Here is a 24,116-nt window from a genome sequence, read left to right as displayed (position 1 = left end):
CTATTTTGCCGTCCTACAGATAAAATAGAATTGCATGAACCACACTTTTCATATACCCGTTTTGGGATTGGGTTACTCCATTGATACTCCTTTAAAAGTAGCTAAATATGGTATTTCTTCAGTCCTTTCTATCGTTGATGATGAATTGACAGAGCGAATGAGAAAGTTTCATTCCCAGGCAAATAAACTTGATTATGTCCTGATCAAAAAAGAAGAAGAAGATGGGCGTGCAAGACGGGTTACAGCCTACCTTAATTTGATTGGCAAATTGGTTGAGCAGCAATTTGAGGCTTTAAAAGCTGAACCTTTTAATGAAGGCGCAGCTATACATACTTATTTTGAACTTCTTCCGGAAAACTCTGCATTGAAGAGTCAATACCTGGAAATGCTTCAATTGGAAGAAGGTATAGTAAAAGCAAGTCTACAAGACAACTTGCGTCAGCAAATGAAAGCCGGAAATATTGATGTGAATATCATGTCGAAGGTGGACAAAGCTAATTACACAGCTAACCAGGAAAATCTGGGCAACGATTATACAGATGCGCTGGCAGCGATGCGTGGTTTTGGAAACAGTACTTTATCATCTGCTGTGGTGATTTCGGCCGGGCTGAATCCAAGACTATATACTTATATGGAGAATTGCATTGATTTTTATCCGGATGCAAACGGCAGGATTAGAAAGAAGATCATCCTGAAGGTTAGTGATTTCAGGTCAGCGCTTATACAAGCGAAAATGCTGGCCAAAAAAGGATTATGGGTAACAGAATTCAGAGTGGAATCTGGTTTGAATTGCGGAGGTCATGCTTTTGCGACCGAAGGTTTATTGCTCGGGCCAATATTAGAAGAATTTAAACAAAAGCGGAATGAATTGCGCGAAGAATTATCGGGTATTTATCAGGCTGCCTTATTAAATAAAGGGATTTCACTGGAAGAAACCCCGGTACTTAAATTTACTGCTCAGGGAGGAATTGGTACAGCAGGAGAAAATGAATTCCTGCTTAATTATTATCAGTTGGATGCGACAGGATGGGGAAGTCCATTTCTGCTGGTTCCGGAAGCGACTAATGTGGATGCGCAGACTTTGGAAGCTCTGGCGAATGCACAGCAGGATGATTTCTACGTTAGCAACTCTTCACCTCTGGGGGTATTATTCAATAATTTCAAAAACAGTACAATTGAAGAGCAGCGTTTACAACGGATAGAAAAAGGGAGACCAGGCAGTCCTTGTACTAAAAAGTTCCTGTCTACCAATACAGAGTTTACTGAACTGCCTATCTGTACTGCTTCCAGAGAATATCAGCGACTGAAGATTAAACAGTTAGAAGTAACAGAACCAGATCCTGCAATTTTTGCAGAGAAATTTGAAGCGATTACAGAGAAAATATGTTTGTGTGAAGGATTATGTGCTTCCGCTTACCTGAAAAATGACCTGTTAAAACCAAGGGAAAATAAAGCAGTAAGTATTTGCCCGGGCCCCAATCTCGCTTATTTTTCTAAACAGTATACACTAAAAGAAATGATCAGTCATATTTACGGAAGAGAGGCCATCACTTTTAAATTCAACCGACCGAATTTATTTGTCAATGAATTGCATTTATATGTCGATTATCTGAAGAAAGATCTGACTGCGCAACTGCATGATCTGAATGCGAAAAAGACTAAGTATTTTGAGAAGTTCAGAGCAGAATTACTCAAAGGTATTGATTATTACAGAGAGCTGATTCCAGAATTAAAACTTCAGACAGATATAGCCACGCAAGAATTGCATCAGCAATTACAAAAGGCAGAAGAAAAGTTAAGATTAATTACACAGGTACTTGACCCCGTTAAAGTTCAGGGCTAAGAAGGAAGGGCATTTTGTTGAATTACAAAATGCCCTTTTAATTTCCGGTTTTAATCCTGCGAAAGCAGAGATCCAAACAGAATTATTATTTCAGCTTCGCCTGAATAGCTTTTGCTTTTTCATAATGGCCGGTAATAATTGGCAGCATCTTTTTAGCAAATTCACTAACTTCTTTTGAGGTGGATGCCGAAGCTCCTTTAAATAAGGTAATGGTTTTATCATGATCGGTCACCATCATATCAATATAGTGATGATCAAAGGCCGAACCAGTCATGGTTTTCATCATATCCATATGTGCTTTATCGTCTGCAGGAAATGCTGAAGGCAAAATAATTTTCTCTTTCTCTGCTATCGCTTTAAGTTCTGCATTTGCTTTAGAATGGTCTTTAACCATTTCTTCTGCAAAAGCTTTCACATCCGGGTTAGTAGATTTCTGAGCGATCTTGCCTAAATCAACTTCCATCATTCCACCAAGAGCAGCTTTTTCCATAAAGGTTGCTTCATCGCCGGCAACTTTGGATTGATTGGTTGGATCAGATGGTGTGGTACCGCTCATTTTTGAGCCCATTTTAGAACTATCTGATTTGCTGGAATCCATGGCGGTAGAATCGCCTTTAGTGCCACGGTTCTCCGGACTTGTACAGGCCTGAATAGAGCAGGCACCAATAACTAACAAGCCAAATAAACTTAATTGTTTCATAATCGTGTTATTAAAATAAGTTTTGTTTACACCAATTAACAGTTATGGGTGGAAAAGGTTTCTATTATAAATCAAAACATAACTGTAATTTCGCATAAACAAAACTTATTCTAATGAACACAATACTCAAAACAACGCTTTTGGTTGCACTGGCTATCAGCTTAAATGCAGACTTGAAAGCCCAGGGAATCAGTATCCCCCAACCAAGCTCTGGCCAGACTTTAATACAGGATTTCGGCCTTGGAAAAATAACTGTTAAATATTCCCGCCCAAATACTAAAGGACGTAAAGTATTCGGAGAACTTGAACCTTATGGATCAGTTTGGCGTACTGGTGCAAACAGTGCAACAACAATTACATTTACTGATAACGTGACTTTAGAAGGTCAGGCAGTACCTGCGGGTGACTACGCTTTATTTACTATTCCAGGCAAAACTGAATGGACAATAATTCTAAACAAGACCACCAAACAATGGGGTGCTTATGATTACAAAGAATCAGAAGATTTTTTAAGGTTCAAAGTTAAACCAGGTACTGCAAAAGATAAAGCGGAAACATTTACCATCGGATTTACTGATGTAATGCCAACAAAAGCAGTGCTGCAATTAACTTGGGATAACGTTGTAGTACCGATCAATATGACCACAGATATTGATGCAAAAGTGATGGCTAGTATTGACGAAGCGATGAAAGGTGATAAGAAACCATACTTCCAGTCAGCTATTTACTATTTGGAAAATGGAAAAGACCTGAACAAAGCAATGGGATGGATGAATGCAGCAGACGCAGCAGATGCTGGCAAAAGTCCATGGGTAAAATTATGGAAAGGCCGTGTTCAGCTTAAAATGGGCGATAAGAAAGGTGCAGCGGAAAGTGCAGCGGCTGGTATTAAAATAGCTACTGAAATTAAAAACCCTGAATACATACGTTTAAACACAGCTTTATTGGCTGACGCGAAGAAATAGTTTTTACGAATTTAAAAAAAGAGGGTGTGTCTTAACTAGTTTAAGGCACACCCTCTTTTTTTTGCCTTTATTCCTGGAAGTTTTACATTAACTATAATGAACAAACTGAACAGAAATATCAGATAATCAATTAATTATTTATTTCTAATTTTAAAAGTATTAGACCATACTTAACATTACACAATTGAAAAATAATGTCAGGTTAAACCAATTTCAGCCCCATTAACTACTAAATCTATATCTATGAAAAAACGTTACTCTCCTTTTCAAAAGAAACCTGAAGCTTGTTCATTATTCAATTGATATTCCAATTGCTTCAGGTCTGAGTTGTGTTCTTTTTAAAAGCACAATCACCAAATCATAATTTATTTCCTTTTAAATATTAAAAAGCTACGTCAAAAAATTTTACGGTAAGGCAGGTTTTTCTCTAAAAAATCAGGAGGGTGATATAAAATTAAGCGTAGACATTACTATATGGTAATACCGCCATAGCAGTATTAAGCTCTTCTGCGATGAAAAGACTACTCTCCTCACCTCTGTCTGCAAAGTTATTTGCGCTCTCTCTTTTCTTCTTCCCATTTTTGAGTTTAGCTCAAAATCCGAAGACACTTGAGTTATTTGCTGGCTCAGGCAGCACCACAACGACCGGCCCTTCTGTTCTTCCTCAAACGTTTACGTTATTAGAGAACACGAACAATCCAACCGGAACAACTTCTGCAGCTTATAATGCAGGCGGCTCCCCCGTCACGGTCACCTATAGTCTCAGCAATCAGCAGTTTAACACTGCGTCCTGGCCGCTGGTTCCATTAGCGGTTAACCCGGGTCTTTTCTTTGGAGGGACAACAACAACCGGAAGTGACCAATACGCGGCAAGCCCCTTGTATCAAACAATAGGGGCTTTTGGGGGTTCAACGGATGCCACTTTTACTTCAAGTCCGATAAATACAGGTGGACCTGCTAATGGGATTAGTGCTGCTAATAATTACGGGATAGCACTTTTCGCTTCTTCAACTGTAATCAGGAACGCTGGTTTAGCAGTTCCAGGAAGGGTACAGATGGCAGATTTAACGATTACTTTTAGCAGGGCAGTTAGTAATCCTGTATTACATTTTGGTGGAATGGGGGGCTCTGTTACTTCAGGTACCGCTGTTACTTCCTTAACTCAGGAATATAATTTACTGACCACTGGCATTACCATGTCTAAGCTATCTGGTTCTACAGAATTAACGGTAAGCGGAACGCAGATTAATAATGGTTCAACGGCTCCTAATGCGGCTTGTGGTGGCGGTGGAGCTTGCGGAAGTGTGTTATTTAGTGGTAGAAATATTACGACGATCACCTTAAGGGTATTCTTAAGGTCAACAGGTCCCGGAGTAATATGGGCAGGTAATCCACAGAGTGCAGGTGATGCCGCTGTAATAGGGATTTCACTTGATTCACCGGTAGATCTATCTATTGTCAAAACGCAAAGCAGTGCAACACCTGCAATTGGCAGCAATACAACTTTTACATTGACTGCAAGTAATTTAGGAAATAATAATGCAACGGGAGTTACAGTCAATGATTTGCTCCCCGCCGGTTATACATTTGTAAGTGCAACACCATCCATCGGAACCTATAATTCCGTCACCGGCGTCTGGACTGTAGGTAATCTTACTGCAAGTACGGGGACGGCCACTTTAAATATTGTGGCCAAAGTTAACCCGACTGGTACCTATTCAAATACAGCTACGATTAGTGGAAACCAGGATGATCCGGTCGCCGCAAATAATACATCAACAGTGAATCCGGTACCGGTATTGGTAACGGATCGCCAAATCACTAAAACTGTAGATAATTCAACACCAGTAGTAGGCAGCAATGTAGTTTTTACCTTAAATGCATTGAATAACGGTCCAAGTCCGACCACAGGAGTTTTAGTAACAGATCTGCTTCCGGCAGGTTTTACCTATGTCAGCAATACAACCCCTACTGCGGGTACCTATGTTAACCTGACTGGTTTATGGGCTATTGGCAACCTGGCAAGCACGGCTGGTGCGTCAATGACCATTACTGCCAAGGTCAATGCAACGGGACCTTATACAAACACCGCTGTAGTTACAGGTGTCGAACCCGATCCTGTAGTCCCCAATAATACCTCTTCCGTCACGATAGTTCCATCTGCTGTAGCAGACCGGGCTATCGTAAAAACGGTCAGTAACCCAACCCCAACGGTAGGAACCAATGTCATATTTACAGTGACTGCGACCAATAACGGGCCAAGTGCAAGTACAGGAACCACGGTCACAGATTTACTTCCGGCTGGTTATACTTATGTGGCTTCTCTTCCTTCTCTGGGAACAACTTATGTTCCGGGCACAGGTTTATGGACAATTGGTACTTTACCGAATGGAGCAAGCGCGGTATTAACGATTACTGCTACGGTAAATCCTACTGGCCCCTATGCCAATACTGCAACGATCACAGGAACCGAAGTTGACCCGGCTGCAGGTAATAACACTGCAACGAGCACACCAGTACCAGTAGCTGTTACCGACAGGGCTATTGTCAAAACTGTCGATAATTTAACGCCAGCAGTAGGTAGCAATGTAGTCTTTACACTGGTTGCAACAAATAACGGAATAAGCCCGGGTACTGGAATTACAGTGACAGATTTGCTTCCGGCAGGTTATACCTACGTGAGTTCAACTCCTCCGGCTGGTACAACTTATGTTCCTGCGACAGGTTTATGGACAATCGGGGCTTTAGCGGCTGGCAGTAATGCCACGCTGACCATCACCGCAACGGTCAATCCAACCGGCCCTTATGCCAATACAGCGACTATTACAGGTACGGAAACGGATCCGGTTATACTGAATAATACAGCTACAATTTTACCAGTACCTGTTCCGACTACTGACAGGTCAGTTGTCAAAACTGTGAACAACCCAGCTCCTGCTGTAGGAAGCAATGTGGTATTTACATTGGTGGCGACTAACAATGGACCGAGTCCGAGTACGGCGACTCTGGTCACTGACTTGCTGCCAATTGGCTATACTTATGTAAGTTCTACGCCTCCGGCAGGTACAACTTATATTCCGTTAACCGGATCATGGGCAATTGGTACTCTGGCCAGCGGAGCTTCTGCGACCATGACTATTACCGCTACCGTAAACCCGGTTGGCCCTTATACCAATACAGCGGTAATCACAGGTCTTGAGATTGATGGTATTCCTGGAAACAATACTTCAACCAGTACACCTGTTCCAATACCAGTTACCGACAGATCGATTGTAAAAACAGTCGACACACCCAATCCTATAGTAGGAACCAACGTGGTGTTTACACTCATTGCAACGAACAATGGACCAAGTGCAAGCACTGGAACCACGGTCACTGATTTGCTTCCGGCAGGTTATACTTATGTGGCCTCCATTCCAGCTATCGGTACAACTTATGTTCCGGTAACAGGTTTATGGACTATTGGTACTTTACCAGCTGGACTAAGTTCTACCTTAACGATTACTGCTACCGTCAATGCGACTGGCCCATATGTCAATACGGCTACCATTACAGGAAACGAGAATGATCCGGCTGCTGGGAATAACATAGCAACCAGCACACCTGTTCCAGTAGCAGTTACCGACAGAGCTATTGTTAAAACTGTCGATAACTTAACGCCAGCAGTAGGTAGCAATGTGGTGTTTACACTCGTTGCCGCTAATAACGGGTTAAGTGCAGGTACAGGAATTACGGTTACCGATTTACTCCCTGCGGGTTATACTTATGTGAGTTCTACTCCACCTGCAGGTACTACTTATATCCCTGGTACAGGTTTATGGACAATCGGGGCTTTAGCAAACGGTGCAAATGCTACAATGACCATTACTGCTAAAGTCAATGCAACCGGCCCTTATGCCAATACAGCTACAATTACCGGCAACGAAACTGACCCGGTTACGCTGAACAACACTTCTACAATTTTACCAATACCGGTTCCGACTACAGACAGGTCAGTTGTCAAAACAGTGAACAACCCTGCTCCGGCAGTTGGAAGCAATGTCGTGTTTACCTTAGTGGCGACTAATAATGGCCCAAGTCCGAGTACGGCAACTGTCGTAACTGACTTACTTCCAATTGGCTATACTTATGTGAGCTCTACTCCTCCGGCAGGTACTACTTTTGTTCCGTTAACCGGATCATGGGCAATCGGTACTTTAGCAAGTGGAGCTTCTGCAACCATGACTATTACTGCTACTGTAAATCCAGTTGGCCTTTATATCAATACTGCGGTCATCACTGGTCTTGAGATAGACGCAGTTCCTGGAAACAATATTTCAACTATCACTCCTGTTCCATTACCAGTTACAGACCGGGCAATTGTCAAAACAGTGAATAACTTAACTCCACCTGTAGGCAGCAACGTGGTGTTTACATTGGTTGCCGCAAACAATGGGTTAAGTGATGGTACAGGAATTATAGTGACAGATTTACTTCCGGCAGGTTATACTTATGTGAGTTCAACTCCACCAGCAGGTACAACTTATACTCCGGCAACAGGTTTATGGACAATCGGTGCTTTAGCGGCAGGCAGTAATGCCACGCTGACGATTACCGCTACCGTAAACCCGGTTGGCCCTTATGCCAATACAGCGACCATTACCGGAACTGAAAGTGATCCTGTTACACTAAATAATACTTCTACAATTTTACCGATACCTGTTCCGACGACTGACAGGTCAGTTGTCAAAACAGTTGATAATCCAACTCCGGCAGTTGGAAGCAATGTCGTATTTACTTTAGTGGCAACCAACAATGGCCCGAGTACCAGTAACGCAACTGTGGTTACCGACCTGCTGCCAATTGGCTATACTTATGTAAGTTCTACACCTCCGGCTGGTACAGCTTACATTCCATTAACCGGTTCATGGACCATAGGTGCTTTAGCCAGCGGAGCTTCTTCGACCATGACTATTACCGCTACCGTAAACCCGGTTGGCCCTTATACCAATACAGCGGTAATCACTGGCCTTGAAGTTGACGGGGTTCCCGGAAATAATACGTCAACCAGTACACCTGTTCCTGTTCCTACCTCAGACAGGTCTATCGTGAAAACAGTGAGTAATCCAAATCCTGTTGTAGGAACCAATGTCGTGTTCACACTCGTTGCAACGAACAATGGGCCGAGTACAGGCACAGGAATTACTGTTACTGATTTACTTCCTGCAGGTTACACTTATGTAGCCTCCCTTCCCGCTATCGGTACAACTTATGCTCCGGCAACAGGCTTGTGGACTATTGGTACTTTACCAGCAGGACTAAGCTCAACTTTAGCGATTACTGCTACCGTCAATGCAACTGGCCCTTATGCCAATACCGCAACCATTACAGGAAATGAGAATGACCCGACTCCGGGTAATAATACTTCAACAAACACACCAGTTCCGGTAGCCGTTACCGACAGATCAATTGTTAAAACAGTGGATAACTTAACACCGCCAGTAGGCAGTAACGTAGTATTTACACTGGTTGCTACTAATAACGGATTAAGCGCAGGTACAGGAATTACAGTTACAGATTTACTTCCTGCGGGTTATACCTATGTGAGTTCTACGCCTCCTGTGGGTACAACTTATGTTCCTGCAAGCGGCACCTGGACAATCGGGGCTTTAGCAAATGGGGCTAATGCAACCATGACCATTACCGCTAAAGTCAATGCAACAGGCCCTTATGCCAATACAGCGACTATTACCGGTACGGAAACTGACCCGGTTACCCTGAACAATACGGCTACAATTTTACCAATACCTGTTCCGACTACAGACAGGTCAGTTGTCAAAACTGTAAACAACCCTGCTCCTGCTGTAGGAAGTAATGTCGTGTTTACCTTAGTTGCGACAAACAATGGCCCAAGTCCGAGTACGGCAACCGTAATGACCGACTTACTTCCAATAGGTTATACCTATGTAAGTTCTACTCCGCCAGCAGGCACAACTTATGTTCCGTTAACAGGATCATGGGCAATCGGTACTTTAGCCAGTGGAGCTTCTGCAACCATGACCATTACTGCTACTGTAAACCCAGTTGGCCCTTATGCCAATACTGCTGTCATTACAGGTCTTGAAATTGATGCGGTTCCCGGAAACAGTATTTCAACTGTAACTCCAATCCCATTACCAGTTACAGACCGGGCAATTGTAAAAACAGTTGATAACTTAACCCCTCCTGTAGGCAGCAATGTGATGTTTACGTTGGTTGCAGCAAATAACGGGTTAAGCCCAGGTACAGGAATTACAGTTACAGACTTACTTCCGGCAGGTTATACTTATGTGAGTTCAACTCCTCCGGCTGGTACAAGTTATGTTCCGGCAACGGGCCTGTGGACAATCGGGGCTTTAGCGGCAGGCAGTAATGCCACGCTGACGATTACCGCAACGGTTAATCCAAATGGCCCGTATGCCAATACTGCTACGATTACAGGAAATGAAACTGATCCTGTTACACTAAATAATACGTCTACAATTTTACCAATACCTGTTCCGACGACTGACAGGTCGGTTGTCAAAACAGTTGATAATCCAACTCCGGCAGTTGGAAGCAATGTCGTATTTACTTTAGTGGCAACCAACAATGGCCCAAGTACCAGTAACGCAACTGTGGTTACCGACCTGCTGCCAATTGGCTATACTTATGTAAGTTCTACGCCACCGGCTGGTACAGCCTACATTCCATTAACCGGTTCATGGACCATAGGTGCTTTAGCCAGCGGAGCTTCTGCAACCATGACTATTACTGCTACTGTAAACCCGGTTGGCCCATATGCCAACACAGCGGTTATCACAGGTCTGGAAATTGACGGGGTTCCCGGAAATAATACGTCAACCAGTACACCTGTTCCAATACCTACCTCAGACAGGTCGATCGTGAAAACAGTGAGTAATCCAAATCCTGTTGTAGGAACCAACGTGGTGTTTACACTCGTTGCCACTAACAATGGGCCAAGTACGAGTACCGGAATTACCGTTACTGATTTACTTCCGGCAGGTTATACCTATGTAAGTTCTCTTCCTGCTATCGGTACAACTTATGCTCCGGCAACAGGCTTGTGGACTATTGGTACTTTACCAGCAGGACTAAGCTCAACTTTAGCGATTACTGCTACCGTCAATGCAACCGGCCCTTATGCCAATACCGCAACCATTACAGGAAATGAGAATGACCCGACTCCGGGTAATAATACTTCAACAAACACACCAGTTCCGGTAGCCGTTACCGACAGATCAATTGTTAAAACAGTGGATAACTTAACACCGCCAGTAGGCAGTAACGTAGTATTTACACTGGTAGCAACGAATAACGGCTTAAGCCCGGGTACTGGAATTACCGTCACTGATTTGCTCCCTGCGGGTTATACCTATGTGAGTTCTACGCCTCCGGCTGGTACAACTTATGTACCTGTAAGTGGTATCTGGACAATCGGGGCTTTAGCCAATGGTGCTAACGCGACCTTGACTATTACCGCTACTGTGAATGCCACAGGACCTTATGCCAATACGGCGACCATTACCGGTACGGAAACTGACCCGGTTACACTAAATAATACAGCTACCATTTTACCAATACCAGTTCCGAACGCGGACAAATCAATTGTCAAAACAGTGAACAACCCTGCTCCGGCAGTTGGAAGCAACGTTGTATTTACACTGGTGGCTACAAACAATGGCCCAAGCCCGAGTACAGCAACTGTAGTGACTGATCTGCTGCCAATCGGTTATACGTATGTAAGCTCTACCCCACCAGCGGGCACAACTTACACTCCACTAACCGGATCATGGACAATCGGTGCTTTAGCCAGCGGAGCATCTGCTACCATGACTATTACTGCTACTGTAAATCCGGTTGGCCCTTATACCAATACTGCGGTTATCACTGGTCTTGAAATCGATGGTACCCCTGGAAACAATATTGCAACGGTAACACCAACTCCAATTGCAACGACCAACCTGAGTATTGTTAAAACAGTGAATAATCCTGCCCCTTATGCTGGAAATCAGGTGATTTTCACTTTAGCAGCAAGCAATGCAGGGCCAAGTAATGCTACAGGAGTTACTGTAAATGATCAGTTGCCTTCAGGATATACTTTTGTATCTGCTGCTTCATCAACAGGAACCTATAACAGTGGAACCGGATTATGGAATATTGGTAATCTGGCTAATGGCGGCAATGCTTCTCTAGCGATTACAGCTACTGTAAATCCAACAGGAAACTATGCCAATACAGCTAATATAACTGGTGGACAGAGTGATCCTGAATCAGGAAATAATACCTCTACTGCAATCACAACCCCAATAAGTCTTCAAATTGCAAAAACAGGACCTGCAACAGTAAGTGCAGGAGGTGTAGTTAATTATGTTGTTACTGTGAGTAATAATGGCACAGGAGATGCACTGGCACAATCTATTATTGATAATGTTTCAGCTACGCTGACAGGTGTAAGCTGGACGGCGACCGGAATGGGCGCTGCGACTGTAATTACAGGTGCAACCGGTTCAAGTAACAATGTTGCTGTAACCGGTAATATTCCTGCCGGTGGTGGTAATCAGATTCGCATCAATATTACCGGAACCATCCTTTCTTCATCTGCAGCAACTTCGGTAACTAATACAGCCAGTGTAAATACTGCTGGAAGTCCTGTTATCAATTCCAATACGGTAACCACCACGATCACCAAAGATGCCAATGTACAAATCCAAAAAACAGGACCTGCAACATTAACCGCAGGAAATAATGTGAGTTACCTGCTTAATGTAACGAATACCGGATCTTCGGATGTCAACAATGTGAATATTATTGATAACATCCCGGCCGGCTTAAATGGCGTAACCTGGACAGCCACCCCATCAAACGGAGCGGTGATTAATGGTGCTGCTTCGGGAACAGGAAATGTGAATCTGTTTGCTCAGATCCCTTCAGGAACAGCTGCTGTTCAGGTAGCAGTAACTGGTGTGCTTAGTTCTACTTATACTGGAGGTACTCTGTTAAATACAGCAACGGCAACTCCTGAGCCTGGGGTTAATAATCCAGTACCAGCAACGAGTACAGTTACCTCAACGGTTTCCAGACAAGCAAATGTTCGTATTACTAAATCCGGCCCTGCAAATATTGCAGCTGGTCAGGCCATTTCTTACACGCTGCATATTATCAATGATGGTCCGAGTGATGCTCCCGGAGTAATTATTCAGGATGTAATTCCTACACAAATCTTAACCCCAACCTGGACAGCAACTACACAAAATCTGGCCACTGTAAGTGCTCCAAGCGGAACAGGTAATATTAATATCACCGGAGATATTCCATCTGGAAATGGTGTGATTGATATAGTGGTTAGCGGAACGGTTAATCCTGCTATAGCAGATGGGGCTACGTTCTCTAATACTGCTACCGCAACTTTCCCTGCGGGCAGTCCGGTTACCGATCCTGACGGAAGTTCAAATACCAGTTCAGTTGGTACAACAGTGAACAACTCAGCAGATGTAAGGGTATCTAAAAATGGTCCTACTACTGTTAATATTGGTGACCCGATCACTTACACCATTGTAGTTTCCAATGGAGGCGCGGGAGATATAACCGGTGCTTCGATTAGCGATAATGTCCCAACTTCTGTAACGGTAAGCAATTGGACAATTACTGCCGCAGGCGGAGCAACATTCCTGGGCCCGAATACGGGAACAAGTCCTGTTATAAATATTACAGGAGACATTCCTGTACCGGGAACTTTAACCCTTGTTATCCAGGGAACGATCAATTCAGGTGCTTTACCTTCGTTCACAAATACGGTTACCGTAACAACGCCAACGTCTGCACCTACAAGTTCTGTAACGACAGCTGTTAACCAGTCTACTGATTTGGTTATTGAAAAAAGTGGCCCTCAAACAGCAACAGCAGGCTCACCAATTGCATACACAATTAAAGTAAGTAATACTGGCCCGAGAGCTGTTACCGGATTGACAATTAATGATATAATCCCAACAGATGTACAAGGTGTAACCTGGTCAGCAGTAACAGTTGGTGACGCTAACGTTGTCCCACTTTCAGGAGCTGGTAATATTGCTCTGACAGGAGATATTGCAGCTGGCGCAGCAAATTACGTGCTGATTACAGTAAATGGAACTGTAAGCGCTTCACCTGGTGCAGCAACAATAAGTAATACAGCCACTGTCGCCTCTTCTGGTACAGTAGTCGATTTCAATCTGGCCAATAATACAAGCACAGCGACAACGTCTGTTGGAAAACAAGCAGATTTTGAAATTTTAAAAACTGTGGATAATTCTGCTCCGGCTGTAGGTAGCAATGTTGTATTTACATTAGTTGCCAACAACAAAGGGCCAAGTGATGGCACTGGTATCTCGGTCACTGACTTATTGCCTGCGGGTTATACTTATGTGAGCTCAACGCCTGCGGCAGGGACAACTTATGCTCCTAGAACTGGCTTATGGACTATTGGTTCACTACCAACAGGTACAGGAAAAAGTATGACAATTACGGCTTCAGTTAATGCTGCCGGGTCGTATGCAAATACTGCAACCATCACAGGAACAGAAAGCGATCCTGTTCCTGGAAATAATACAGCTACAGTAACAACTACTCCTACAGCAACTACCAATTTAAGCTTGGCGAAAACGGTAGATAACCTTACTCCTGCTGTTGGAAACAACGTTGTGTTTACATTGGTTGCTACTAACAATGGCCCAAGTGATGGTACAGGTATCGTGGTTACTGACCTGCTTCCGGCTGGTTATACCTACGTGAGTTCTACGCCACCAGCGGGTACGACTTATGTTCCTGCAACTGGTCTTTGGACAATCGGTACGCTAACGAATGCTGCGACCTCGACAATGACCATTACTGCTACCGTAAATGCAACTGGCCCTTATGCCAATACGGCAACCATAATAGGTAACGAAAATGATCCGACATCGGGCAACAATACTTCAACAGCAACACCGGCTCCTACAGCAACCACCAATTTAGCACTGGTGAAAACGGTGGATAATCCTACTCCTGCTGTTGGAAATAGTGTAGTCTTCACACTGGTTGCCACCAATAATGGCCCAAGTGACGGTACAGGTATCGTAGTTACGGATCTGCTTCCGGCTGGTTACACTTACTTGAGTTCAACGCCACCAGCGGGTACCTCTTATGTTCCTGCAACTGGTCTGTGGACAATCGGTACTTTAACGAATGCTGCAACCTCAACAATGACCATTACCGCTACCGTAAATGCGACTGGCCCTTACGCCAATACTGCTACGATTACGGGTAACGAGAATGATCCGACTCCTGGTAACAATACTTCTACGTCAACACCAGCTCCTACAGCAACCACCAATTTAGCACTGGTGAAAACGGTAGATAATCCTACCCCTGCTGTTGGAAATAATGTAGTCTTCACCTTGGTTGCTACGAATAATGGCCCAAGTGACGGTACAGGTATTGTGGTTACTGACCTGCTTCCGGCTGGTTACACTTACGTAAGTTCTACGCCACCAGCGGGTACGACTTATGTTCCTGCAACTGGTCTTTGGACAATCGGTACACTGGCTAATGCTGTGACCTCGACATTGACCATTACCGCTACCGTAAATGCAGCTGGTTCTTATGCCAATACCGCAACGATAACAGGTAACGAGAATGATCCGACTCCGGGCAACAATACTTCTACTGCGACACCTGCTCCTACAGCAACCACCAATTTAGCACTGGTGAAAACGGTAGACAATCCTACCCCTGCTGTTGGAAACAACGTCGTGTTTACACTGGTTGCCAACAACAATGGCCCAAGTGACGGTACAGGTATCGTAGTAACAGATTTGCTTCCGGCTGGTTACACTTACGTGAGTTCTACGCCGCCAGCGGGTACAACTTATGTTCCTGCAACAGGACTGTGGACAATCGGTACACTGAATAACGGCGTTACTTCTACCCTGACCATTACCGCTACCGTGAATGCAACTGGTTCTTATGCCAATACTGCAACCATTACCGGTAACGAGAATGATCCGACTCCAGGCAACAATACTTCTACTGCGACACCAGCTCCTACAGCAACGACTAATTTAGCACTGGTAAAAACAGTAGATAACCCTACTCCTGCTGTTGGAAACAACGTTGTGTTTACACTGGTTGCCACTAACAATGGCCCAAGTGACGGTACAGGAATTGTCGTAACTGATCTGCTTCCGGCTGGTTACACTTATGTGAGTTCTACTCCACCAGTGGGTACCACTTATGTTCCTGCAACTGGTCTGTGGACAATCGGTACTTTAACGAATGCTGCAACCTCAACAATGACCATTACCGCTACCGTAAATGCGACTGGCCCTTATGCCAATACTGCTACGATTACGGGTAATGAGAATGATCCGACGCCAGGTAACAATACTTCTACTGCGACACCAGCTCCTACAGCAACGACTAATTTAGCACTGGTAAAAACAGTAGATAACCCTGCTCCTGCTGTTGGAAATAACGTTGTGTTTACACTGGTTGCTACTAACAATGGTCCAAGTGACGGTACAGGAATTGTCGTAACTGATCTGCTTCCGGCTGGTTACACTTACGTGAGTTCAACGCCGCCAGCGGGTACGACTTATGTTCCTGCAAGTGGTCTGTGGACAATCGGTACTTTAACGAATGCTGCGACCTCAACAATGACCATTACCGCTACCGTAAATGCGACTGGCCCTTATGCCAATACGGCAACCATAACAGGTAACGAAAATGATCCGACTCCGGGCAACAATACTTCTACTGCGACACCTGCTCCTACAGCAACCACCAATTTAGCACTGGTAAAAACAGTAGATAACCCTGCTCCTGCTGTTGGAAATAATGTAGTCTTCACACTGGTTGCCATTAATAATGGCCCAAGTGACGGTACAGGTATCGTAGTTACGGATCTGCTTCCGGCTGGTTACACTTACTTGAGTTCAACGCCACCAGCGGGTACAACTTATGTTCCTGCGACTGGTCTGTGGACAATTGGGACACTGACTAATGGCGTTACTTCGACACTGACTATTACCGCTACCGTGAATGCAGCTGGTTCTTATGCAAATACAGCTAGTATCACCGGTAACGAAAATGATCCGACTCCAGGTAACAATACCTCGACTGCAACTCCTACGCCTACAGCAACCACCAATTTAGTACTGGTGAAAACGGTGGATAATCCTACCCCTGCTGTTGGAAATAATGTAGTCTTCACACTGGTTGCCACCAACAATGGCCCAAGTGATGGTACAGGTATCGTGGTTACTGACCTGCTTCCGGCTGGTTACACTTACGTGAGTTCAACGCCGCCAGCGGGCACCTCTTATGTTCCTGCAACTGGTCTGTGGACAATCGGTACTTTAACGAATGCTGCAACCTCAACAATGACCATTACCGCTACCGTAAATGCGACTGGCCCTTATGCCAATACTGCTACGATTACGGGTAACGAGAATGATCCGACTCCTGGTAACAATACTTCTACTGCGACACCAGTTCCTACAGCAACCACCAATTTAGACCTGGTGAAAACGGTAGATAATTCTACTCCTGCTGTTGGAAATAATGTAGTCTTCACGCTGGTTACCACTAACAATGGCCCAAGTGATGGTACAGGTATCGTGGTTACGGATCTGCTTCCGGCTGGTTACACTTATGTAAGTTCTACGCCACCAGCGGGTACCTCTTATGTTCCTGCGACTGGACTATGGACAATCGGTACTTTAACGAATGCTGCGACCTCTACCCTGACCATTACCGCTACCGTAAATGCGACTGGCCTTTATGCCAATACGGCAACCATTACCGGTAACGAGAATGATCCGACTCCAGGTAACAATACCTCTACTTCGACACCAGTTCCTACAGCAACCACCAATTTAGACCTGGTGAAAACGGTAGATAATCCTACCCCTGCTGTTGGAAATAATGTAGTCTTCACACTGGTTGCCACTAACAATGGTCCAAGTGACGGTACAGGAATTGTCGTAACGGATCTGCTTCCGGCTGGTTACACTTACGTGAGTTCTACGCCGCCAGCGGGTACGACTTATGTTCCTGCAAGTGGTCTGTGGACAATCGGTACGCTAACGAATGCTGCAACCTCAACAATGACCATTACCGCTACCGTAAATGCGACTGGCCCTTATGCCAATACTGCTACGATTACGGGTAATGAGAATGATCCGACGCCGGGTAACAATACTTCTACTGCGACACCAGCTCCTACAGCAACGACTAATTTAGCACTGGTAAAAACAGTAGATAACCCTGCTCCTGCTGTTGGAAATAACGTTGTGTTTACACTGGTTGCTACTAACAATGGTCCAAGTGACGGTACAGGAATTGTCGTAACTGATCTGCTTCCGGCTGGTTACACTTACGTGAGTTCAACGCCGCCAGCGGGTACGACTTATGTTCCTGCAAGTGGTCTGTGGACAATCGGTACTTTAACGAATGCTGCAACCTCAACAATGACCATTACCGCTACCGTAAATGCAACTGGTTCTTATGCCAATACTGCTACGATTACGGGTAACGAGAATGATCCGACTCCTGGTAACAATACTTCTACGGCAACACCAGCTCCTACAGCAACCACCAATTTAGACCTTGTGAAAACGGTAGATAACCTTACACCTACAGTAGGTAGTAACGTCGTGTTTACACTGGTTGCCACCAACAATGGCCCAAGTGATGGTACAGGTATCGTGGTTACGGATCTGCTTCCGGCTGGTTACACTTATGTAAGTTCTACGCCACCAGCGGGTACAACTTATGTTCCTGCAACAGGACTGTGGACAATCGGTACTTTAACGAATGCTGCGACCTCGACAATGACTATTACCGCTACCGTAAATGCAACTGGCCCTTATGCCAATACTGCTACGATTACCGGTAACGAAAATGATCCGATTCCGGGTAACAATACCTCGACAGCAACTCCTACGCCTACAGCAACCACCAATTTAGTACTGGTGAAAACGGTGGATAATCCTACCCCTGCTGTCGGAAATAATGTAGTCTTCACACTGGTTGCCACCAACAATGGCCCAAGTGATGGTACAGGTATCGTAGTTACGGATCTGCTTCCGGCTGGTTATACCTACGTGAGCTCTACGCCGCCAGCGGGTACCACTTATGTTCCTGCAACTGGTCTGTGGACAATCGGTACGCTAACGAATGCTACAACCTCGACAATGACCATTACCGCTACCGTAAACGCAGCTGGTTCTTATGCCAATACTGCAACCATTACTGGTAATGAGAATGATCCGACGCCGGGTAACAATACTTCAACAGCCATCACTACTCCTACAGCGACCACTAATTTAGCCCTGGTGAAAACGGTAGATAATCCTACTCCTGCTGTTGGAAATAATGTAGTCTTTACACTGGTTGCCACCAACAATGGCCCAAGTGACGGTACAGGTATCGTGGTTACTGATCTGCTTCCGGCTGGTTATACCTACGTGAGCTCTACGCCGCCAGCTGGTACCACTTATGTTCCTGCAACTGGTCTGTGGACAATCGGTACGCTAACGAATGCCGCTACCTCTACCCTGACCATTACCGCTACCGTAAATGCAACTGGTTCTTATGCCAATACGGCAACGATAACAGGTAACGAGAATGATCCGACTCCAGGTAACAATACCTCTACTGCGACGCCAACACCGACAGCAACCACCAATTTAGACCTGGTGAAAACGGTAGATAATCCTACTCCTGCTGTTGGAAATAATGTAGTCTTTACACTGGTTGCCACCAACAATGGCCCAAGTGACGGTACAGGTATCGTGGTTACGGATCTGCTTCCGGCTGGTTACACTTATGTGAGTTCAACGCCACCAGCGGGTACGACTTATGTTCCTGCAACTGGTCTGTGGACAATCGGTACGCTAACGAATGCTGCTACCTCAACAATGACCATTACCGCTACCGTAAATGCAACTGGCCTTTATGCCAATACGGCAACCATTACCGGTAACGAGAATGATCCGATTCCGGGTAACAATACCTCGACAGCAACACCGGCTCCTACAGCAACCACCAATTTAGACCTGGTGAAAACGGTAGATAACCTTACACCAACAGTAGGTAGCAACGTCGTGTTTACACTGGTTGCTACTAACAATGGCCCAAGTCATGGTACAGGTATCGTGGTTACTGATCTGCTTCCTTCTGGTTACACTTACGTGAGTTCTACGCCACCAGTGGGTACCTCTTATGTTCCTGCAACAGGACTGTGGACAATCGGTACTTTAACGAATGCTGCGACCTCGACAATGACCATTACCGCTACCGTAAATGCAACTGGCCTTTATGCCAATACGGCAACCATTACGGGTAACGAGAATGATCCGGCTCCAGGCAACAATACCTCGACAGCAACACCAGCTCCTACAGCAACGACTAATTTAGTATTGGTAAAAACGGTAGATAATCCTACCCCTGCTGTTGGAAATAACGTCGTGTTTACGCTGGTTGCTACTAACAATGGCCCAAGTGATGGTACAGGTATTGTCGTAACAGATCTGCTTCCGGCAGGTTACACTTATGTGAGTTCTACTCCACCAGCGGGTACCACTTATGTTCCTGCAACTGGTCTGTGGACAATCGGTACTTTAACGAATGCTGCAACCTCGACACTGACCATTACCGCTACCGTAAATGCAGCCGGTTCTTATGCCAATACCGCAACGATAACAGGTAACGAGAATGATCCGACACCAGGTAACAATACCTCTACTGCGACGCCAACACCGACAGCGATCACCAATTTAGCACTGGTGAAAACGGTAAACAACACCACTCCTGTAGTAGGCACAGATGTAATCTTCACCTTAGTTGCCACCAACAATGGCCCGAGTGATGGTACAGGTATTGTCGTAACAGATCTGCTTCCGGCAGGTTACACTTATGTAAGTTCTACTCCACCAGCGGGTACCACTTATGTTCCTGCAACTGGTCTGTGGACAATCGGTACGCTAACGAATGCTGCAACCTCAACATTGACCATAACCGCTACTGTCAATGCAACTGGCTCTTATGCCAATACGGCAACCATTACCGGTAACGAGAATGATCCGGCTCCAGGTAACAATACCTCAACGGCCACAACAACACCTACAGCAACCACCAATTTAGACCTGGTGAAAACGGTAGATAATCCTACCCCTGCTGTTGGCAGCAACGTTGTGTTTACACTGGTTGCCACTAACAATGGGCCAAGTAACGGTACCGGTATCGTGGTTACTGATCTGCTTCCTTCTGGTTACACCTATGTAAGTTCAACGCCTCCAGCGGGCACGACTTATGTTCCTGCAACTGGTCTGTGGACAATCGGTGCTTTAACAAATACCGCTACCTCTACCCTGACCATTACCGCCACTGTAAATGGAACTGGATCTTATGCCAATACGGCAACCATTACCGGTAATGAGAATGATCCGACGCCGGGCAACAATACTTCAACGGCAACAACAACGCCTACAGCAACGACCAATTTAGACCTGGTAAAAACCGTAGACAATCCTACTCCTGCTGTTGGAAACAACGTTGTGTTTACATTGGTTGCTACTAACAATGGCCCAAGTGACGGTACAGGTATCGTGGTTACTGATCTGCTTCCTTCTGGTTACACTTACGTGAGTTCTACGCCACCAGCAGGTACGACTTATGTTCCTTCAACGGGTCTGTGGACAATCGGTACTTTAACAAATGCCGCTACCTCTACCCTGACCATTACCGCTACCGTAAATGCAGCTGGTTCTTATGCCAATACTGCTAACATTACCGGTAACGAAAACGATCCGGCCACGGGTAACAATACCTCAACAGCAACAACAACACCGGGAACAAGAGCACATCTGAACGTAGTGAAAGCGTTGAAAAATCCAGCGCAAACTAACTTTGTTCCGGGACAGGAAGTCGTTTATACGATTAATGTAACCAATAATGGCCCAAGTGATGCTGCTGCAGTAACCATTGCTGATACGGCTCCGGCAGGAACGACAATCGGCAGCTGGACTGCTGTAACTTCAACAGGGGTAACTTATCCGAATGCTTCGGGTACTGGTAACCTGAATGAAACGCTGACTACCTTAGCTAACGGACTGACCGCAACCTATGAAGTAACTGTTCAGACACCGGCCAGCTTCACAGGTAATCTGAGCAATTCAGTAACGGCTATAAGCACAACAACCGACCCTGCTCCGGGCCCTTGTACTACTTGTACCACGATACCACTACCTGGTAGCGGAATGGCTCACCTGAATACTGTTAAAACACTGAAAGACCCAGCACAAACCAGCTTTGTTCCTGGTCAGGCAGTCGTTTACAGAATCAATGTGACTAATAATGGCCCAAGTGATGCTGCTGCAGTAACCATTACTGATACGGCTCCGGCAGGAACAACAATCAGTAGCTGGACTGCTATAGCTTCTGCGGGAGTTACTTATCCGAATGCTTCGGGTACAGGTAACCTGAACGAAACGGTAGCAACATTAGGCAACGGCCTGACTGCAACTTATGAAGTAACAGTTCAAACACCAGCCAGCTTCACAGGTAACCTGAGTAACTCGGTAACAGCTACCAGTACAACAACTGATCCTAATCCAGCACCTTGTACTACTTGTACCACGACACCACTACCTGGTAGCGGAATGGCTCACCTGAATACTGTTAAAACACTGAAAGACCCAGCACAAACCAGCTTTGTTCCTGGTCAGGCAGTCGTTTACAGAATCAATGTGACCAACAACGGTCCAAGCAGCACAGCGGCAGTGACTATTACTGATACAGCTCCGGCAGGAACGACAATCAGTAGCTGGACTGCTATAGCTTCTACAGGAGTTACCTATCCGAATGCGTCTGGTACAGGTAACCTGAACGAAACCATTGCAACTTTAGGCAACGGCCAGATTGCAACTTACGAGGTAATTGTTCAGACACCAGCCAGTTTCACCGGTACATTAAGTAATTCGGTAACAGCTACCAGTACAACAACCGATCCTACACCAGGACCTTGTACCACTTGCACCACAACACCACTTCCTGCGAACGGAATGGCACATTTGAATACTGTTAAAACACTGAAAGACCCAACACAAACCAGCTTTGTTGCAGGTCAGGCAGTCGTTTACAGAATCAATGTGACTAACAACGGCCCAAGTAGTGCAACAGCGGTAACTATTACCGATACTGCTCCGGCAGGAACGACAATTAGTAGCTGGACTGCTATAGCCTCTGCGGGGGTAACTTATCCGAATGCATCGGGCACAGGTAACCTGAACGAAACCATTGCAACTTTAGGCAACGGCCAGATTGCGGCTTATGAAGTAACTGTTCAGACACCAGCCAGCTTCACCGGTACATTGAGTAATTCGGTAACCGCAACCAGTACCACACCTGATCTTAATCCGGCACCTTGTACTACTTGTACAACCCCGGGATTACCAGCAAGTGGCCAGGCCCACCTGAATACTGTTAAAACACTGAAAGACCCAACACAAACCAGCTTTGTTCCAGGTCAGGCAGTCGTTTACAGAATTAATGTGACCAATAACGGCCCGAGTGATGCAGCTGCAGTAAACATTACGGATATCGCACCAGCAGGAACAACGATCAGTAACTGGACAGCAATAACTGCTGCGGGTGTAACTTATCCGAATACATCGGGTACAGGAAATCTGAATGAAACGCTGGTTACTTTGGCTAATGGGAAAACTGCCACTTACGAAGTTAATGTTCAAACACCGGCAACCTTTACAGGTAACCTGAGTAACTCGGTAACTGCAACCAGTACAACCCCTGACCCTACACCAGCACCTTGTACCACTTGTACTACTGCACCGATCAGCTCTAGTCCGCAAGCAACACTTGTGGTGGTTAAAACACTGAAAGATCCTGCACAGCAAAACTTTGTTACAGGAGATGCGGTGATCTACACCATCAAAGTGACTAACAACGGACCAAATGATGCGCTTGATGTGAATATCAAGGATGTGGCGCCAACAGGAACCAGGATTACCAAATGGGCAGCCATACCAGTAACCGGATTAACCTACCCTAACATTGGCGGAACGACCGATCTCAATGAAACTATAGCTGTTCTGCCAAACGGATTAACAGCAGTTTACGAGGTAACCGTTCAAACGCCGGTAACCTTTACAGGTAGTTTAATTAATACAGTAGTGGTCAATAGCAGAACGAATAATCCTAATTCTTCTAATTGTCCTAACTGTACCACTAACCCACTGAGTTCAGTTCTGCCTGATATCATCATTCCAAACGTAATCACACCAGATGGTGATGGTAAAAATGACAGGCTTGTCATTCCTGGAATTGAACATTATCCAGGCTCTGTACTGCTGATTTATAATAGATGGGGTAACCAGGTTTACAGGGCTACAAATTACGATAACAGCTGGACGGGCGAAGGCTTAAGCGGAGGTACTTACTACTATGTACTTCAGTTGAAAACAGGCCAGAATACCAAAAGCTATAAAGGTTGGATTGAATTATTAAAATAACAGAACGATAGATTGAGTCCCGGGCTTACCGGGACTCTTAT

4 protein-coding genes are annotated in these 24,116 nt (G+C 45.2%); 3 read left to right on the top strand and 1 reads right to left on the bottom strand.

Annotation, left to right across the window (positions count from 1 at the left end):
- The first annotated feature begins 34 nt into the window (after positions 1-34).
- On the top strand, positions 35-1,843 hold the full coding sequence (locus ABIB30_RS12750) for a hypothetical protein (RefSeq protein WP_354302561.1): 1,809 nt from the start codon (positions 35-37) through the stop codon (positions 1,841-1,843).
- Between the two features lie 85 nt (positions 1,844-1,928).
- On the opposite strand, the gene ABIB30_RS12745 is transcribed toward ABIB30_RS12750, so the two are convergent.
- On the bottom strand, positions 1,929-2,543 hold the full coding sequence (locus ABIB30_RS12745) for a DUF4142 domain-containing protein (protein WP_354302559.1): 615 nt from the start codon (positions 2,541-2,543) through the stop codon (positions 1,929-1,931).
- Between the two features lie 113 nt (positions 2,544-2,656).
- On the opposite strand from ABIB30_RS12745, the gene ABIB30_RS12740 reads away from it, so the two are divergent.
- Positions 2,657-3,508, top strand: coding sequence for a DUF2911 domain-containing protein (locus tag ABIB30_RS12740; protein WP_354302557.1), 852 nt, complete (start codon positions 2,657-2,659; stop codon positions 3,506-3,508).
- Between the two features lie 512 nt (positions 3,509-4,020).
- Positions 4,021-24,075 (top strand): T9SS type B sorting domain-containing protein, encoded by a 20,055-nt coding sequence (locus tag ABIB30_RS12735; protein WP_354302555.1) that lies wholly within the window; start codon positions 4,021-4,023, stop codon positions 24,073-24,075.
- Positions 24,076-24,116 lie beyond the last annotated feature (41 nt).

The sequence above is a fragment of the Pedobacter sp. UYP1 genome, from assembly GCF_040547305.1.
Taxonomy (GTDB): Bacteria; Bacteroidota; Bacteroidia; order Sphingobacteriales; family Sphingobacteriaceae; genus Pedobacter.
The sequence above is the reverse complement of the archived record's forward strand: the minus strand, read 5'-3'. Positions and strand labels throughout refer to the sequence as shown.

Excerpts from the sequence above, each read along its gene's own strand:
- ABIB30_RS12750 (WP_354302561.1), top strand. The coding sequence starts at position 35 with ATGAACCACACTTTTCATATACCCGTTTTGGGATTGGGTTACTCCATT.
- ABIB30_RS12745 (WP_354302559.1), bottom strand. The coding sequence starts at position 2,543 with ATGAAACAATTAAGTTTATTTGGCTTGTTAGTTATTGGTGCCTGCTCT.
- ABIB30_RS12740 (WP_354302557.1), top strand. The coding sequence starts at position 2,657 with ATGAACACAATACTCAAAACAACGCTTTTGGTTGCACTGGCTATCAGC.
- ABIB30_RS12735 (WP_354302555.1), top strand. The coding sequence starts at position 4,021 with ATGAAAAGACTACTCTCCTCACCTCTGTCTGCAAAGTTATTTGCGCTC.